At 68.7% G+C, this 19,774-nt stretch carries 3 protein-coding genes; 1 reads left to right on the forward strand and 2 read right to left on the reverse strand.

What is annotated here, in order from left to right:
• Positions 1-14 precede the first annotated feature (14 nt).
• Together DSM104443_RS11170 and DSM104443_RS11175 are read right to left on the reverse strand one after the other, a co-directional pair.
• Positions 15-18,563: an Ig-like domain-containing protein gene (locus DSM104443_RS11170; RefSeq protein ID WP_171092237.1), complete on the reverse strand. Its 18,549-nt coding sequence runs from the start codon at positions 18,561-18,563 to the stop codon at positions 15-17.
• Positions 18,560-18,874 carry a hypothetical protein gene (locus DSM104443_RS11175; RefSeq protein ID WP_171092239.1) on the reverse strand — a complete coding sequence of 105 codons (315 nt, stop codon included), beginning with the start codon at positions 18,872-18,874 and terminating at the stop codon, positions 18,560-18,562. The genes DSM104443_RS11170 and DSM104443_RS11175 overlap by 4 nt, the downstream gene beginning before the upstream one ends.
• A 553-nt stretch (positions 18,875-19,427) precedes the next feature.
• Here DSM104443_RS11175 and DSM104443_RS11180 point away from each other — a divergent pair.
• Positions 19,428-19,766: a hypothetical protein gene (locus DSM104443_RS11180; protein WP_171092240.1), complete on the forward strand. Its 339-nt coding sequence runs from the start codon at positions 19,428-19,430 to the stop codon at positions 19,764-19,766.
• The last annotated feature ends 8 nt before the right edge of the window (positions 19,767-19,774 follow it).

A 19,774-nucleotide genomic window follows, 5' to 3' on the forward strand; every position in this document is an offset into this window, starting at 1 on the left:
GTCCGGGAGAGATTTCACGGCAGCACGCCCTTGAACGTGCCGCATTGCTGGAAGCCCACGCCGCTGGAGGTGAGGCCGTCCACCACCAGCTGGCCGAAGAGCTGCCCGTTGTTGATCGAGAGCACGGCGCGCGGCGCGAGCAGGCTGCCCTGCAGCGCCCAGCCGTTGAAGGAGAGCGATCCCGCCTGCGCGAAGTTGAACAGCACGCGAGCCGAGAACGGATGCTGGGCCATCGATTGCGCGGTGCCACCCACCATCACCGACTGCGATCCGTTGGTCAGCGTCGCACTGCCACCCGTGACGTTCACGATGACCGTCGAGGCGAGCGGCACGTTGAAGACGAGGTTGCGGATCTGCGTCATCTGCGAGCCCGCGATCTGGAAGACGTTGCGATCCGCGTTCGTGCCCGTCAGCGTGAACTTGCCGAAGCCGTCCGTGACCGGCGCCGTGCCGCCCAGCGCAGCGATGCTGTCGGAGCGAGCGCGGTAGAACGTCTCGAGCGCGGCCCAATCCTCCGTCTCCGCGGGCGCGGTCGCGGTGCGGCGGCCCACGTTGGCGCTCAGCGTCATCGTGCCGCCGACGCGGATCGCACCCGTGCTGTTGCGGCCGATGCTGCCGTTGGTCATGTTCAGGTTGCCGCCGACGTTCAGGCGCGCGGCATCGCCGGCCCATTCGGTTCCGACGAACTCGCTCGTGAGCTGCGCGTTGCCCGAGATGCCCACGGCGCCCTGCGTGCTGCCGTTGAAGAGCGTGGCGTCGCCGAAGACCAGGAGCTGGTAGCTGCCCAGCGAAGGCACGCCCTGGTCGGGCCGCATGCACGTGCCGACCTGGCCGCACCACGCTGCCGAGGTCTGGTTCGCGAGGCGCGCGAGTTGCGTCGGGACCGGGATCGGGTTCGCGATCTTGGCGACTTCCTTGGCCGCGTCGAGCAGCTTGTACAGCGCCGCCTCCGGATCGGACGAGAGCGACGACGAGGACTGGTTGACGAACTGCACCGCGTTGTTGCGCGCGGTCGCCTCCGCCCCGGAGACCACCAGGGCCTGCAACGCGGTCACCAATGCCGAGTGGGTGCCGGCGGCATGCGGCGCGATGTCGATCACGAGGTTCGCGGTGGCCGCACCGGACGTGAACGGCACCGTGTAGCTCGCCTCCGCGCCCGTGAGGTTGAACACGATCGCGATCGTGCGCGACTCATTGGCGGCGAGGTTCAGGTTCCACGTGCTGCCCGACGCCGCCGGCACCGAGCTCGCGATCGAGATGCCCGAGGGCACCGTGGCCTGCACGGTCACCGGTCCCGCCGTGCCGCCGTTGGTGACGACGAGGCTCGCGTTCACGCTCGTGCCGGGAGCGGCCGGGCCGGACAGGACCTTGCGAAGCATCGGCAGCACGGTCGCCTTCGCGGAGGCCGATGCCGCGATGGTTGCCGGGTAGTCGAACGCGGCCGTTCCCGCCCAGCCGAGGCCGTAGGCGCGCGACATCAAGGCCGGGTTGCCGCCCGCACTGCCGAACGCGGCGTGCACCGTCGTACCCGGCAGCGCCTGGTACTGCGACGCGCGGCCCGACGTGGTAAAGCCGGCCGCGATCAGCGAGCCCACCGGCACGGCCGAGTAGCCGCCGTTCAGCGCGAGCTTGCCGAGGTAGTTGACCCCGAGCAGCGGATCGAGCGTGTTCACCGGGCCGTCGTGGACGCCATCGACCAGCAGGCCGTCGCCCGCGTAGACGCGCTGGGCCAGCTCTTCGACCATGCGGTCCTTGAGCTTCTCCCGGCCGCCGGCGATCCAGAACGTGTTCCAGGTGCCGCAGCGCATCTCGGTGCGGAACGTGTCGGCGTCGGTCACGACGCGTCCGGGGATTCCCAGCTCCGCGAGCAGCGATTCGAGGGCGGCTTTGCGCTGCAGTGCACAGGCGGCGTCGGCCGGGTCGTTGTTGCCGCTCGGCGTGTGGCAGGCCGCCAGGACGAGCACGCGCGAGCGAGACGAGGTCACGCTGAGCTGGACGTTTCCGGCGGCACGCAGCGTCAGGGTCGTGGTCGCGAGCACCACGTTCGAGCCCGTGCGGCGGTCGTAGAAGGCGACCGTGTACGTGCCCGCCGCCTGCCCTGTCGTATCCCACGAGAAAGCCCAGATGAACGGCACGCCGGCCACGAGCGTCGCGGTCGTATCCCATTCGGAGACCGTCGCATTGGCTGCGTTGAGGACACGCACGCGCAGCGGCAGTCCCGTGGCCGCCGCCGGGCTTTGCGCACGGGCGTTGATCTGCACCGCGGTGCCGATGTCGGCCGGCGTCGGGGTGACGGACACGGTGCCCGTGAGCACGCCCACCGTCACCGGCACGGCGGCCGTGGTCGCGGTGCCGCCGCGGTCGTCCGTGGCCTTCGCCGTCAGCGAGTACGTTCCGGGCGGCACGGCAGTCCAGGAGATCGTGCAAGGCGAGGTCGCGCATTCGCCGCGCTTGTCGGTGCCGCTGAAGATCTCGATCTTCGTGATGCTGCCGTCGCTGTCCTGGGCCGTCGCGGTGATCGTGATGTCGGTCGGCGCGAGGTAAGCCGCGTTCGCCGCCGGCGCCGTGATGGCGACCGCGGGCTGTGCATTGACGTTGATCGACACCGGTGCGGAGTCCGTCGCGACGCCACGATTGTCCGTGGCCCGCGCGGTGAGCGTGTAGGTGCCCGCCGCGACGTTGGTCCAGGAGAACGTGAACGGTGCCGCGAGCGACTCGCCTAGCTTGTCGGTACCGCGGAAGAATTCGACCTTCGTGATCGACCCGCCGGCGTTCGGGCTCGAGGCCGTGGCTGCAAGCGCCACCGTGGACAGCGCCTGGTAGAGCGCGCCGTTCGCGGGCGCCGTGAGCGCTACGACCGGGGGCTGGAGCGGCGGCACCACGGAGATCGAGACGGCCGCGCTGGCCGTGACCCCGCCGCGGTTGTCGGTCACGACCGCCGTCAGCGAATAGGATCCGACGCCCACGCCGGTCCACGTGACCGTGCACGGCGTGCTCGCGCACTCACCCAGCTTGGCGGCGCCCTGGAAGATCTCGATCTTGGTGACGTTGCCGTCCGTGTCCGTGCCCGTCGCCGTAACCGCGATCGCCGCCGGAGCGGTGAACGTGGCGCCCGCCGCGGGACTCGTGATCGCGGCGGTCGGCGCGGCATTCACGAAAACGGTGGCGGTGACCGAATCGGCCGTCACGCCGCGATCGTCGGTGACGCGCGCGAAGACCGTGTAGGTGCCGGCCGCCAGGGCGCTCCAGGTCACCGCGTACGGCGCCGTGGCCGATTCGCCGATCTTCGTGAGCCCGGTGAAGTACTCGACCTTCTGGATCGAGCCGCCGGCATTCGGCGACGAAGCTGAGGCCGACAGCGCGAAGCTGCCCGGCGCCTGCGCGACGGCGCCATCCAGCGGCGACGTGAGCGAAACCGAGGGCGGTGCCGAAGCCTGGCCCACCACGATCGTGACGACGCTGCTGGTGCCGCGCGCGCCATGGTTGTCGAATGCGACGGCCGTCAACCCGTGCGAGCCCACCGGCACGTCGTTCCAGCTCACCGTGCAGCTCGCGGCCAGGCACTCGCCGAGCTTCAGCGTGCCCGCGTAGATCTCCAGGCGCGCGATCGTGCCGTCGCTGTCTTGTGCCTGCGCCGTGATCGAGACCGTCGCGGGCGTCGAGAACTGGGCGCCGTTCACCGGAGCGGTGATCGCGACCGTGGGCAGCGCGTCGACGATGACCGACACGGCGGTCGAGGTCGAGGTCACGCCGCGGTTGTCGGTCGCAATCGCCGTGATCGCGTACGTTCCCGCCGGGATGTTGGTCCAGTCGTAGGTGTACGGCGCCGCGAGCGACTCACCGAGCTTCGTCGTGCCGGCGAAGTATTCGACCTTCGCGATCGATCCTCCGGCGTTCGGGCTGGAAGCGCCGACCGAGATGCCGATCCGGCCCGGTGCCCCGAAGACGGCGTTGTTGGCCGGCGCGATCACGGCCACCGTCGGCGGCTGCAAGGTCACCGCGACGACGCTGAACGCGGTGCTCGCCGCCGCGATGACGCGGCCGTCGAGGCGCAGCTCCAGGCGCGCGGTGTAGTCGCCCGCGGGCTGGCCCGCCAGCGGCCAGTCGACGTTCACGTCGGCGGTGGCGCCAAACGCGAGGCTGCGCTGCTGCTCGAAGCGGATGGATCCCACCGCGTCGTAGATGCGCAGCACGATATCGCCCGTGATCCCGACGCCCGCGCCATTGGCGAACGCGACGCGCCCGAGCACCCGCACCGTCGCACCCGGCGAGTACTGCGCGCGATCGGTCGTGAGCGTGACGGCCGCGTCGACCGGCGCATCCACGGTGATCGGAGTATTGGCCTCTGCCACCACTACACCTGCGCCGCTGCGAAGCTTCGCCCTGACGCGGTACGGCCCCGGCAGCGTGCTGCCTGTGTTCCAGGCGCGTTGCACCACGAGCGTCTGGCCGAAGTCGAGCGCCGACACCGCCTGCGACGTGAAGGTCGTCACCGGGAATCCGGCCGGGTCCTCGACCACGAGCTCGAGCACGCCGTTGAAAGTCGTGCCGCCATTCGTGATGCGCGCCTCGACCGCGACCGCCGCGTTCTGCGGATAGACGCGGGCGTCGGTCGTGACCTCCAGGCGCGGTACCCCGGCCTCGGCCACGACGATGTCCCGCGTGGCGACGTTGTTGTTCTCGGTGACCTCGTTCACCTCGTCGGTGTGGTCGACGGTCGCCACGAGGCGGTGGGCCCCTGCCCTTGCCGGCATCCAGTCCACGACATAGGACTGCAGCGCCCCGGAAGCGAGTTGCGGCAGGCGCGTGTTGACGAGCGTCACGATCGCGCCCGTGGGATCGACCAGTTGCAGCACGAACGGCGCCGCATTCGCTCCGCGCGGGCCCACGTTGCGCACCAGCGCGGTGATTCGGACGGATTCACCGACCGTCGGCACGCCCGGGATCGCCACGAGCTCGGCGCTGCTCACGGAGAGATCCGCACGATCCGCCGTGGAGTAGTTCACCAGCGCCGCGGCGGAGACTGCGCTCGACAGGCCGCCTTCATAGTTCGCCGTAGCGGTGAGGCGGTTGATGCCCGGCCGGAACAGGACGTCGGGAACCGCGAAGAAGCCCGCCAGCTCCATGCGGCCCGGAGTGCCGAAGATCTCGGTCGCGATGTATCCCGAGGGGAGCCAGCGGACGGAGTCGAGGAAGTCGGAGATCTCCGTGGTCGTCCCGCCATCGAGCGGAGCGATGAAGACGCTGAAGCCGCGCACGTAGGCATAGCGCACGCCATCCGGCGACGCGGTCGGCGACGATGCCGAGGTCGTACCGGTGGTGAGCTGCACGGGCGCCGTACCGCTCAGTGCCTGGCGGAAGACTTGCTCGATCCCTCCCACCCAGGCCGAGTAGAGCAGCGACGCATTGTCCATCGTCCACGACGGAACGCCCGGGTCCTGGACCGCCGGACCCTGCAAGGCCACCGTGCCGCTCTGGAGATTGGCGACCTCGATCCGACCATCGCGGCGGTACGCCATCAACTGCTCGTTCGGCGAGAGTGCGAGCCCGGTCACGCTCGCCGCGCCCGGAAGATCCACGACCAGCGTCGGGATGTTGGTCGCGAGCTCCATGCGCCACAAGGCGGGATGGCCGCCATTGTCGGCAATGACGTACGCGTAGCGGCCGTCGCCCGTGGCCTGGATCTCGTCGGCGGTGGGCACGAGCGAATCGAGGGCGTGGACTTCCGTGCCGTCGACGTCGATGTAGCCCGTCGTCTTCACGAAGTTGCCGCCGACGAAGCGATAGAAGACGAACGCCGCGCGCTGGTTGCCCGCCCAGGCAAAGGCGGTGGCTTTCAATTCGTTGAACGTGCGGACGCGAGTTTCGCCACTCGGGGCCATCGCGTACAGGTCGGCGTCGGAGTCTCCACCGATCGACCAGTAGCCGTTGGGTGAGAAGCGCGCCAGGTTGCCGTTGCTGAAGCGGCGTTGGGGCTCGGTCGCGGCGACGGCGGTTCCTGCGGAGCTGCCGTCGCGAACCAGCGCGACCTGCGTTCCCGGCTCGGAGAAGCCCGTGACTGCGGACAGCGCGGAGGAGATCGTGCCGGTGCGCGCCGCGGATCCCGGATACATCAGTGTGGGCGCCAACGGCACGCCCGCGACACTCGGGACGCCGCTCGCCTCGGCCGAGGCCGGCCCGCGATCGCCGTTGTCGTTCACGGCTCGCACGCGGTAGTAGTAGCGGGTGCCGTTCGTAAGGCCCTCGTCGCGATACGGCGGGGCGATCGCGTCGGCCGAGGAGTCGTAGGGGCCACCGCTTTGCAGGGCGCGCTCCACGACATAACCCACCGGCGCGCTGCCCGTCGCGGGCGGATTCCACGACACGTCGAGCGCGCGGCCCGACGGCACGGCCGTCACCACCACGTCGCGCGGAGCACCGGTCGGATTCACGGAGACCGTGAACACCACCTCGTTGGAGGGAACGCTTTCGTTGCCGGCCTGGTCCACGACGACCACGCGGAAGCGGTACTCGCCGTTCGCGTAGCCCTCGAGCGGGAACGTGTTCGTCGTCGGCAGCGGCTCGACCTGGGCCGTAAAGTCGCCGTTCGTGTAGACGTAGTACGCCGACACATCGGTCGACGCGCTCGCCGCCCAGCTCAGCGTGGCATTGCGCCCCGAGACCGCCGTCAGTTGCAGCACGACCGGCTGCGGCGGCGTGGTATCGCCGACGGTCGCCTGCACGGCCGGAGACGCGGCGCCCACCAGGCCGATCGCGCTGTACGCACGGATCGAGAACGACACGTTCCCGTTCTTCCCACTCACGATCTCCGGGCTCGCCGCCGACGTCTGCAGCCATTCGGTCGTGAGCTCCGAGAGCTGGACGCCATTCTCCGGACGCGGGCCGATCATGCGGATCCGGAGGGCGTCCGTCAGGTATGGCTGGTCGAGCGCGATGATGGATTCCGTCACCGTGCCCGGCTGGCGCACGGCAAGCGGCACCCAGACTTCGCCATCCCATCCCTCGAGGATGAACGTGGCCGGCGTGATCCCGGTGTCGTCTTCATACGGGCTCCAGAGGATGGTCGCGCTCTTCAGGAGCCGGGGCGCATCGAACTGGAATTTGATGGTGGGCTTCGAATCTTCCCGAGCCGGACGCCATGCCGTGGTCGTGTCGCCATCGACCGCGCTCTGGGCGGACGAATCCGGTTCCTCCGTGCTGCCCTCGACGTACGTCGGCGTTGCCGGGAACGTCACCGGCTCGCCGTCGAACGCGAGGATGTAGCCGCCGAGGTTCGCTTCCGGATTCGCGTTCCAGGTCACGCGCGCGTCGAGACCCTGCGGAGTGACCGCGAGGCCCGTCGGCACCGACGGACGATCGCCCACGCGAACATGCGACGGCATATCGCGACTCGTATTGCCCACGGCATCGGTCTGCACGAGGACAAAGCCGTTGTTGCCGAGCTCCAGCGCGATGTTCGCGAATGTGAAGCGGCCCTGCGCGTCCGTGCCCTGGATGAGCTGTCGCGTTCCGCCGCCGGGCGAGGTCACCGTGAGCGTCACCGGGGAACCCGCCACGGCCGTGCCCGAGAGGTTCGTCGTGCGCGCGTCGGTCGGCGTGTAAGGCTGCTCGATCTCGATGCCGTAGACGCGCGCCGTCGCGGGTGCGCTCGGGTCGCTCAGGTTTCCGAACGTGTCGCTGGTGACCACGGTGTAGCGATACACGCCGTCGGCGAGGCCCCCGTCGACATAGGTGAGCGCGCTGATCGGATCGGGCGTGAGCGCCGTGCGCGAGCCATCCGGATCTTCCCGGTAGACCGTGTACCCGCCGAGGCTGTCGGTGGTGACCGCGTTCCACGTGAGCGTCACGATGTCGCCGGCCACGCGCGCGACGACATTCGCCGGCGCCGGCGGACGGTCGACGCGCGTGTGGTTGATGGTGATGAACTCCAGCTCCAGGTCGGATTGGAAGCGGCCCCCGAAGTCGTGGGCCACGGCGCTCACTTCGTACTCGCCGTACACCAGCCCGGAGAGATCCCAATCGCGCCCGTACGGGGGTGCCGTGAGCGTTCCGCCGATGGGAGTCCACGGCAGCACGCCCTTCTTCCGGAACTGGAGCTGGATGAACTGGACGTCGTTGTCGTCGGTCGCGGCCTGCACGAAGGCGCTGGCGTCGATGCGCGCACCTTCCAGCGGCTTCACGATGCGCGCCTTCGGAACGCGGGACTCCAGCACCACCGTACGTTCCTCGGACTCGGGGCTCTGGTTGCCCGCCGTGTCCACGGCCACCACCGTGTACTTGTACGTACCGTCCGGCATGTTGCGGTCCACGTACGTCGTGCCGTGGATGAGGTAGGCGCGGATGTCCGGCGCCACCGGCCCGCTCAGGTTCGCGAGCTGGCCATTGCGATACAGCAGGTAGCCGTCGATGTCGGGCTCGGTATTTGCGTTCCAGGTGAGCGTGATGTCCGCCCCGGCCACGGCCGCTTGCAGGTTGGTCGGCGCCGCGGGGGCGAGGTTGTCGATGCGCACCGTGACCAGGTCGCGTCCGATGGCCCCGAACGTGTCCTCGGCCTCGAGCCGGATCGTGTACTGCGCGTCCTGCGGCAAGGCAGATGCATTCCACGTCGCAAGGACCTCGCCCTGTGCTCCGACCGTGGAGTGGCGAAGCAGCGTGTAGCTCGCCGGCGCCGCACCGACACCGACCGAAACACGGAACTCCTTGAACTCGCGCGGGCTGAAGGCCGAGCCGCGGATCTCGATCACGCCCGTGACCGTCGAGTCGCGGGTCGGGAAGGTGATCTGCGCGATCGGCGTGGACAGGCTCACGCGCGCAATCGCCGGCGCGGAACGCGCGCTCTCGTTGCCCGCGCGGTCGACCGCGGTCACGGTGTACGAGTGGTCGCCTTCGGCCACGCCGACTTCCGTGAACGTGGTCGCCGTGATCGGTGCCGGTGTAAGCAGCGTAGTGCCGCGATAGGCGCGGTATCCCGCGAGGTCCGGATCCGTGACCGCGTTCCACGTGAGCACGACGTCCTGGCGGTTCTCGACACGCGCGGCGAGGTTGAGCGGTACCGGCGGCGGCACGGTATCCACCGTGACCTGCAGCAAGGTCTTCGTCTCGTTCTCGGCCTTGTCCGTCACCGTGAGGCGCAGCGTATGCACGCCATCGGGCGGAAGCGCCGCGAGCGTTGTCAGGACGCCGACGGAAACGGGCGATGTGCCGGTGGCAAGCTCGGTGAAGCGGCTGGCGGTCGCGCGCGGACCGGGCGCGATCTCGAGCTTGTACTGCTTGAGGTTGGTGTCGGTCGCGGAGCCGCGGATCTCGGTCCCGGCCTTCACGTAGCTGGCTTCGGCCGGTGCCGAGAAGCTCGCGACCGGCGGTGTCTTGTCGACGATGAAGGGCACCGTCGCGGTGGTGCTCCACCCTGCGCGGTCCTCGCCGATGAGCTGCAGCTGGTAGGCGCCGTCGGGCAGGTTCGTGATGTCGAGCTGGTGGATCGGCGCAGCCAGGACCGATCCCGTCGCGAGCTCGGTCTGCGGTGCCGGCGGCGGGCCCTGCCCCAGGTTCAGGCGATAGCGCAGGAGGTTGCGCTCGTCGACCGTGCCGGTGACGCCGTACTTGTTGCCCTTCATGCCGAGCACGGCTTGTGCCGCGGGTGCCGTGATCGCGACCTGCGGAGCCACGTTGTCGATCACGAAGGGCAGCAGGATCCGCGTCGTGTTCTGCGCCCGATCGTGCGCGATGACCTCGAGCTCGTAGCGGCCTTCCGGATAGAGCGAGAGCTGGCCAAACGGATAGTTGGACCGGGTGTCGCCGCCCTCGTCGAGGATCACCGAGATGGGCGCATCGAGGCCGCGCAGGAGCACCGAGTAGTCGAGGAGGTTGGCGTCGGCGATGCTACCCACGACCGACTCCGCTCCGCGGACGTAGCCCTCCGACGGCCGCACGATCGTGACCTGCGGCGGCGTGTTGTCGATCGTGATGGGCACGCGCAGGGTCTGGTTCGAGCCTCCGTCGTTCACCGTGAGCTCCGCCTCGAAGCGGCCATCGGGTTGGATGACGGCGCCGTCATTGCGGCCATCCCACGGATAGAAGCTGTCGCCCGCGCCCACGGTGACGCCGTTCGCCAGCGTGCGGACCACCAGCGTTCCCTGAAGGATCCGCAGCGTGACCTGCGCGGTCCGGTTGAGGCTGAAGCGGATGGCGGCCAGGTCGGCCTTGCCGTCGCCATTGGGCGAGAACACCGCCGGCACGGCTTCGAGGTCGGCCACGAGAGTGCCGCTCGCCTGCACCGTCACGGAAACGCGCGTCTCCGCCGCATTGCCCGCGAGATCGCTCGCGCGGAGACGCAAGGTGTAGACGCCCGGGTCGAGGCCCAGCGTGGTCCACGAGCCGAGGCTGCCGTTGCCCGGGACGTTGTAGGCGCCGCTCGCGATCGCCGTCCACGTCTCGGGGCTGGCACCGGAGCCGAACTCCAGGACGAAAGCCTCGAGCGACGCGTCGCTCACGCTGCCCGTGACGCCCACGATGCCCGTCACGTTGGCGGAGACCAGCGGCGAGGCGATCGATACGACGGGCGGCGTCCGGTCCGTCTGCACGATGAGCGCCGCGTCGACGAGCAGGTTCGTGCAATCGTCCTCGTAGCTCGTGAGGATGACGTATTCGCCGTCGTCGACCAGGGTCGCGCCATCGTCTCGGCCATCCCAGGCGACCGTGCCTTCGCCGATCACCGGCCTGCGGTCGGCCAGCGTGCGGATCGGGGAGCGGCCGGTGAGGACGCCCGTGATCCGGCCCGCGTCGAGGACGACATCGGCCTTGCGATAGACGAGCAGCGTGAGCTTCACCGATTCGTCCGCCGTGTAGCGAACGTGGGTGATGCCGAACGGCTCGGGGCGGCCGGGCGCGATCCGCGTGCGCGAGAGCGAGGCGGGCTGGACTTCCACGCGCCCGTCCACGAAGAACGCGACCTGCGAGCACGACTTGTAGCCGCCCCAGTTGCGGGCCACGAGCCGCGCCGAGACCGATCCGTGCGGGTTGTACCACCGGCCGACGGTGCCTTGCACATCCTTGGCGGCAAGGGCCGTCCAAGCGCCGCAATGCACGGGGTCGTCGGGCGGGAGGTAGGTGGCGCTGTTGCCCTGGATGCCGTTCCAGTCGATCTTGCCCACCGCGCGATTGGCGTTCGAGGCCGTGAAGCAACCGGGGTTCACGGCGCCGATGCCGTTCCACGCGGTGGGCGACGCACCGACGCCGTTCTCGATCACGTAGTCGACGCCCGACGGATCCGTCGTGGAGCCCTGGATGTCGAGGAACGTCTTGAGCTTCCCGTTCTCGATCGCCTGGACCGCGCAGACCCGCTGCTCGGCGACCGGATACGTGATGCGGCTCTCGGGCACCGTGCGATCGACCACGACGCGAACCCCTTCCACCTTGCGGTTGCCGTCGAGGTCCGTGAGGCGCGTGAAGAACTGCGAACCGTCCGCAGCCAGCTCGCCCTCGGGCAGCGCCGCCGTGGAGAACTCGAACGGGTACGGCGTCCTCAACTGCGGATTCACCTTGCTGAACAGGATGTCGTCGGTGCCATCCGTGCGCTTGCGCCCGAATTCGAGCAGCGTGAGGAGCGTGTCCGGGATGATCGGTCCCGGAACCAACATGTTTGCCACCAGGCGTCCGGGAGGAATCGCGCCGCAGGTCTGCGCCTCGACCGGCTCGAGGTAGGTCTGGACGAACTTGCAGTCCTCGTACTCGAACGGCGCGGACTTGAAGGTCTTCCCGTTGGGCGCGGTCCCCTCCAGCCTGAACTTGTACTTCACGCAGGTCTGGAGCCGATCCTGGATCTCGTACGTGAAGCGGCCCAAACCGGCCGACGTGGGCGCGCCGGGCCGCGTGGCGATCTTGCGTTCCTGGCTGTAGAACGGATCCTTTTCGGCCTGGACGTAGAGGTCGACCCGCTGGAGAAGCTCGCCGACGCTCTCCTCGGCGCTGACGTAGCGGATGGCGGGCCGGATCAGGTCCTTCACAACCGCGCGGACGAGCAGCTTCGGAATGCTCTCGAAGAGGATCGCGTTGCTGGTCACCACGCCGCCCGCGGCGTTCGTCGAACGCAGCCGGAAGTAGTAGGCGCCGGACGTACCCAGCTCCTTGAGATCCCACGACGCGAGGAAAGCGCCATCCAGCGGCTGCTTGTGCGGCTCCGTGAACAGCGCCGTGTCGAACGGCGGCACGAGGACGTGGGCCGTCCAGGCGGCCGCATTCGGAGGCGGCAGCTTGCCCTCGTTATCGCGCTGGTAGGGACCCTGGTACTCGATCGCCCACTGCGCGGTGATGGCGCGCACGGTCTCGACGACTTCGAGGTCCATGCCCGCCACGAGATCCGAAACGCTGACCTTGTCCTCCTGCAGGAAGTGCCACTCGCCGTCGCCGTGGTAGGCCGTGACGAGGATCTTCTCGTCGACCGTGAGCGGTTCGATGGAGACGTTGCCCGCCAGATCCGTCACCACCAGGCGGTAGCGCTTGCGCGCCGCATCGTTGAACGTGACGATCACCGGCTCGTAGGGAGTGCGGATGTCGAGGCGATTGGTCTCGCGCACGGTGAGCCATTCGGTGGGTGCATCCCCGTCCCCGGCCTGCAGCTCGATCCTGGCGAGGTGGGATTCCGCGATCGCCCAATCGATGCGCACGTGCGGTTGGATCCCCCCCTGCAGCGCGACCTGCAGGTCCTCATCGTTGTCGTGCGCGATCTGCGTGATCTTGATGTCCATGCGCGCCATCGTGGTGGCGTCGCCGGCCGGAACCGGGCGCTTCGTGTCCACCGTCACCGGAAACTCGTAGTCGAGGACCGTGATGCGATACGTGCCGTCGGCGACGACGTTGCCGGCAGTGTCGCGCCCGTCCCATTCGACCGACGCGTCGATGCCGCTCACGGGATGGTTGCGCGTGAACACCCGCACGCGTCCGCCTTGCGCGTCGAAGACGCTGAATTCGAGGTTCGTCGGCTCCAGCACGCGATAGGAGAGCGTCGTGCCGTCCTTGACCCCGTCGCCGTTCGGCGAGATGTACTCGTTGGAGCGCTGCAGGCTGCTGATGACCGTGCCCGCGCCCCAATTGACGCTGCGTATCGCCTCGCGCCGGTTGCCCGCGAGATCCTGGACCGTGAGGCGGACGAGGTAGCGGCCCTGGAGCGGCGGCACCCACGAAGCGAGGTCCCCGCCGCGCACGGGGGATGTCGAGACCGGCGCGATCAACTGCCACACGCCCGGCGCGTCGACGTTGGCGTATTCGAGGGTGTAGCGCGAGAAGTTCGCATCCCACGCGGTGCCCACCAACCGGACGGCCGTTGTATTGCGGACCACGAGCAGGTCGGCGGTCAGGTTCCTCAGCGAGCGGGCCAGCAGCCAGCTCCCCGAGGTCGGGTCGAGGCATTGGCCCGGGTTGTCCGTGAGCGCGTTGTCGCCGTTGAACAGGAAGGCCCGGCCGAAGTCCAGGGATTCCTCGTTCCGGAACTCGAACTGGCCCAGCAGGACCACTCGCGCCGCGTCGCGAAGCGGGCGCGTGCCGTAGGGCGCGGACGTGGACAGCGCGAAGGTGAGGTTGTGCGGCTCTCCAGGCTGCCCCTCGGGGAGCACGACTCCGTGGCTGACGAGAAGCTCTCCACGGCCTTCCAGGCGTGCCATCGACAGCCGGACCGGGATATTGGCCTCGCCATAGGAGGTCACGCCGCCGGGTACCCGCAGGACCACTTCCGGATCGCCCGCCAGCACCGGAATGCGCTGGATGATCGCGTCGACGTTGCAGTCCGTGTTGGGGTTGCAGAAGGTGTCGTCACCGGAAGCGACGAAGATCTGGCTCGAATCGTCGCCCCAGGTGATTGCGTGCACGTGCCGGACGAGCGGCAACGCGATCGTCCGCTGGAGCACGCCGGCCGCATCGAAGACGAGGAGCGAGGTTGTCTCCGGGGGCATCGTGACGAGCGCGCGCGAGTCGGGCGACCACGTGAACTCCGTCCACTGGGGCGCGGTGGTCTGGACCGCATGACGAGCACCCGTCGCGACCTCGACGATCGCGAACGCATCGACGCTACGCACCAGCAGTCGAGTGCGATCGGGCGAGTACGAGATGAACGCGTCGCCGGTGGCCAGCAGTCGCGGCGGGCCGCCACCGACCGGCACCGTGATGATCGCCTGGCTCCCAAAGCGCGACGCGACGATCACCACCTCGGTGCCCGCCAGGTTGAACGTGACGAGCGTGACGCCCGTCGCCCCCGGGAACACGGATTCGAACGTCACGTCGTGCGCACCGGATCCATCGGCGTTGGCGATCCAGAGTTGCGCCGACAGGCCGATGGCACGAGCCAGTGCGAGTCGCGTGCCATCGGGGCTCGGCCGGGCATCGGTCCAGAACACCGCCGAGTCGTTGGCGGCGACCTGGCGCAGGTCGCCTCCGCGCGCATCGGTGCGGTAGATGCCGGCCGGCAAGTCTCCGGTGGAGGAGCTGCTGCTGCCGAATCGCGAATAGGCGTACGAGAGATCCGCCGTGAAGCGCGGCCACGACACCTCGTTGCTCACCTGGCAGTCGAGGCTCGAGATCGTCGCGTCCGGCGTACCCAATGCGTCCACGAGCGACGAGCGGTTCGTGTCGAGCACCACCGAGGCTTCGCCCACGACGACGCCCGCGGCGACGACCTGGATGCGATACGTGTCGTCGAACACCACGCTGCCCGTGTCGTTGCGGCCATCCCAGGACCAGCGGCCCGCCGAGGCATTCGCGAGCTCCGTGCCCGTGTAGTGGCGCACGACGGTGCCGGTCGACGACATCACCTGGATCGACAGGGCTTGTGCCGTGCCGACACGGAACGTGAAGTCGACGGTGTCCTGCGCTCCGTCGCCGTTCGGGGAGAAGTAGCGCGGCTGTACCGTGAAGTCGCCCGTCTGCACGCCGACGACCAGCTGCGCCTCGTTGTTCGTGCGCACGCGCTCGTTGATCGCCTGCAGCGGATCGACCTGCACGTAGAGGACCCGGTCGCCCGACGCCGCGGGGAACGTCCAGTTGAACGTGGCCGTCGCGGTGGCCTGCCCTTCCAGGACCGCGATGACCTGGTCACCGCCAACCTGCGTGCCGCCCGCCGCCGGGTTCCCGTCGAACACGCGCACCAGCACGTTGTTCGCGGCCTGCACGCCGAGGTTCTGCACCTTTACGGCGAGCGAGGCCGCGGCGCCCGGTTGCGGCAACGCCGGGGTCAGCGTGAGGTTGCCGGTCGAGATGGCAAGGTCCGGCAGCGAGCGCACCGGCACCACGATGAACGCCTTGTTGTCGGCGCGAACGACATCGCCGGGGATCGCGTTCGCGGGATCGACGACGACGAAGAGGACTTTCTGGTTCGCGTCGGGCACGGCGCTCCACGTGACGGTGGCGATGGCCCCCGTGCTCGGCGGCAGCGAAGCGACAACTTGCGTGTCGCCGATCTGCGTTCCGCCCGTGGCGGGATCGCCGTTGTAGAACGCGACCTGCACATTCGAAGCGGGCTGGTCGCCGAGGTTGCGGATGCGCGCCGTGAGGACGAGCGGCAGCCCCTCGAGCGCCGGGTTGGGCGTAGCGGTGATGTCCGGGAAGGAGATCGAGAGGCTGGGCCCGGTGTCCGACGCGACCGTGAAGGCGTGCGTGGCGACGTTGTTGGCCTTGTTGTTTTCGACGACCTCGTTCCCCTCGCCCGCCTGCACGCGATACGTATGCGCGCCGTTCTGCGTGACGCGGAACGTGACGGACTGCGTGACCTGCTGCCCCGGAAGGAGGCGGATCGTGTTCGTGGCTGCTTCGGCCGTGCCCACCGGCTGGTCCACCGAATGCCGCACCGTGAAGTCCGGCGTCGCGACCGTGCCCTTGTTGCGGATGCGCACCGAGAAGTTGACGTCCTCGCCGTTGCGGGGCGCGGGTTTGTCGCGCGAGATGTCCGCGGCGGTCACCTCGATGTCGATGCCGGCTTCCGTCGAGATCGTCGCGGTCGCCTCGTTGTTGTCCTTCGCGTTCTCGGCGACGGCATTGTCCGGATCGATCTGCACGGTGTAGGACGTGGTGCCCGCAGCCACGAGCGTGACCGGGAACGTCACCGGCCGCGTGGAGCGCCCGGTGAACGACGCGACCGTCGTCTCGCCGACCTTCACGCGCTGGGCCCCGGTTCCTTCCCACAGGACGACCTTCACGTTCGCCGCGTCGCCGAAGCCCGCGTTGGTGAGCAGCGCGCTCACTTGCAGCGGCGCCGGAAGTTGCGCGGGGCGCGCCGGCGAGAAGGTGATATCCGAGGCGGCAACGAGCAGGTCCGCTCCGGTCGCCGGCGGATCGACGGCATACGGGAGGATCGCCGTGTTGTCCGCGACACTCAGCTCCTGGGACAACCGGTCCGGATCGACCACGGCGTAGAGCGATACGGTGCCGGCCTTGCCGAAGGTGTTCCACGTGATCGGCACCACGGCGCTCAAGCCCGGAGCCAACGCGGGGATGTCGCCATCGGGACCGATCGCGACGCCGCCCGCGGAAGGATCGCCCACGGAGACTCGCAGTTTGCCGGCCGGCGTGGCCCGGTTGCCGGTGTTGCGGACCGTGACGGTTACGACAACGCGCTGGCCGTCGCTCGCGCGTCCCGGCGTCGCGGTGAATCCGACGATCGCCCAGTTCAGCGCATCAGCGCGCGCGAGCACGTTCACCGCAAGCGCCGTCGAATAGACGCTGCCGGCCCAGCTTCCGTCGACGCGCTGGCTGGAGGCCAGGTACGTCATGGCGTCGCCCAGGCGGATGCCGGCGCTTGCGTTGGTCGCCATCAGCGCCGCCACGACGTTGCCCGTGTCGTGGATGGAGCTCGGGCTGTCGCCGAAGCCGCCATCGGTGTTCTGGCGCGAGGCGAGGAAGGCGCGGCCGCGGTCGATCGCCTGGACCGCCGCCACGTCCACATCCGGTTGCAGCGCGACGAGGACATGCGCGGAGGTCGCCGAGCGGCTGGCGCCTCCCGAGACGTTACCCCAGCCCCCATCGGTGTTCTGGTTGGCGCGCAGGTAAGTGAATCCGTTTGCGGCAACCGCATCCAGCGGCTGAGCCCGGCGCATCAGGGCCTGGAGCGCCAGCGCCGTGTCGAGCGGGTTGCTGCCGTAGCCGGCGGCCGAGCCCCAACCGCCATCCGGGTTCTGGGCCGCGAGCAGCTCGGTGGGCGCGGCGATCGTGACGCGGGCCACTTGCGCCAGCGTGTTCGTCTTGCGCGCGAGGAAATCGACACTCGAAGTCGTGCGGGCCGAAAGCCACCCGGCGCCCAGCGCGATTCCGGCGAAGCCCGAATCGACATCGCTCAGCGTGCTCAGCGCGACGGCGCTGTCGCGCATGGCGGTCGGCGCGGTATCCGACCACGAGCCATCGGCCAGGGACTGCTTCTGGCGAAGCCACGTGATGCCCTGCTGCACGTTGACCGTTGGGGCCGGCAGGCTGACGGACGGGGGCAACGTGGCGGGCGTACCGGGCGCGAGCGTGAGTGCCGGTTCGACGAAGACGTTGAGGTTGCCCACGCCGCCGGTGAGCGCGCTGAATCGCGTGGCGAGGGCGCGGCGCATCTGGTCCATCGCCGCCAGCTCGGTGATCGTGGCCTGCTGCCCGGGCCGCACGGCGTAGATGAACGCAAGGCGGAAGTCCTTCTGGGCCAGGCCGGCTTCGGGGATGCGGGGACCTTCCACCGCGATGATGTCCTCGACGGTGACGATGCGCTTCGTGCCCGTGACGGTCGCTCCGAGCAAGGGGAGCTGCGTCGGGTCGACGCCCGGCGCATCGATCACGAAGAACGGCGGCACGTCCTCGCGCCGCTTCAATCCCATGAGATACAGGTCGAGCGCGCTGTACGCGTCGCGGACGGCCACCGACGTGAACGTGCCGTCGCCGTTATCTCGCCAGCGCGACCCGTACATCACGGAGCCGTTGGTCTCGAGCAGGTACGACCAGTGGCTGGCGTCCCGTCCGAGCAGTCCCGTGCTGGTCGAGCCGTCGGCCTTGCGGTACTTCACGTACGAGCCGAACTGGTGCATGAACTCGTGCGAGAACACCATCAGTCCCTGCTCGAAATCCCGCGACATCGAATCCGTCGAGTACTGCGTGAGCAGGGCCATGTCGATCATGCCCTGCAGGCGGCCGGCGCTCCCATAGAAGGACGAGTTGTCGAACAGGTCGCGTCCGATGCCCATCACTTGATTGCGGACCGGATGGTGGAAGGCGAGCGCCTCGCCCGTCTGGATCGGAAACCCCGTGAAGACCACGAGCATGTCGTAGGCATCCGGGTGCGTGCGGAGGAACTCGCGCGCGAGAACCTGGCGGGCTCCAACGTTGAACGCGCCTCCGGCCAGGGACGCATCGTAGTTGCCCGTGAGCTCGATGATCGCGACGTCGCCCTGGTCGCGCACGAACGTCGCCGTGTTGTCCTCGCCCGCCTTGGCCGCGCCGCTCTTTGCGGGCGCGTTCAGCACCGGCGGCGTGCTCGCTTCGGCGAAGTGCGGGAATACGAGCAGCGCGAGCCACGCCGCGGCTGCGAATCGGGCGAGGCGTGCGCGGACCGTCATCGCTGCGGCCCGCCGACGATCTGGGTTTCCGGAGTCACATATCGCGCGCGGCCGCCGGGCGGCGTGCTGGTGACCGCGACGGCCGAGGGCTCGCCGACCGTGAGCCAATACCGCGTCGCAAGAACGCTCGCGTTACCGGCGAGCGAGAACTCGACGCGGTCCTCGTAGATGCGCGTCAACCGATAGTCGCGTTCGGGCGTGAAATCACCGGAGCGCATCGGGGCGTATTCGCCCGACGCACGGCGCACGATGGCGATCCCCGCTCCCGCATCGATGGATGCGAGCGTCACGCCCTGCAGCGAGGGCGGCAACGGGTTCGCCTGGCCCCACGCAAGCGGAGCGGCGAGCAGTGCGGCCAGGAGCGCGGCGAGGAATCTCGCCGACGGCAGCGTGAACGCAGGGCGTGCGCGAAACGACAGGATGGAGCCCTCCCCGGACTCGTCTCTCTGTGCGGATGGGATTCTTGTTTGTTTTTTCTTCTGAGACGCGCCGGAAGATAGCACAGGACCTTGAAAGCCGGGCGTCAGAAATTCACGTTTATCTCCAGAGCGATTTTGGTTAGGACCGCCGTTACCATTTAAATGGCAGACAACTTCGCGCGAAAGGCGCACGCGCCCGCGCGGGCCGCTTCGGGGAAGTTGTTTCGTCGATCAGGGACTTAGGTACGCGTGGCGCGAAATCGCCTGTGTAAGACGGCCGGGCGTCAACGATTACCGCATCGGCGCGACAAACGTCTCGCCATATCACCGCGGCCTTATGCAGGTGCGCTGGGCGAAGCTTCGCTCTCCCACCCGGTCGGGTGGGGCCTCTGCCGCGCACCGGTGCCACGCTTTTCTTCCCATAAAAACGATCAGGGAGAAGCTCATGGCTGAGCACGGAAAGGCGGTCCCGAACAATTCTTTCGACTTCGTGGGCGTGCTTGTCGGAAACACGACGGCCGGTTGGCTCACGGGCGGCCCGTCACCCATGCAGTGGTTTCCTTACGCGGGTGCCGGGATCGAGAACGGCGTCCTCTACTACATCAAGGAAGAGTACAGCGGCATCACCTACATCCCGGACAACGACTACGTGGTCACGCTCCCCGAGTGGGCGGCCTGGACGACGCTCACGCCAGAATCGCTCGTGCTCACGATCTACGTGCCCGGGGGCAAAGGCCGTCGAGGCTCGTCGCCCCGCGAAGTCCGCTTCAAGCGGCAGGGCTGAATCGCGAA

The organism is Usitatibacter rugosus, assembly GCF_013003965.1.
Taxonomy (GTDB): domain Bacteria; phylum Pseudomonadota; class Gammaproteobacteria; order Burkholderiales; family Usitatibacteraceae; genus Usitatibacter; species Usitatibacter rugosus.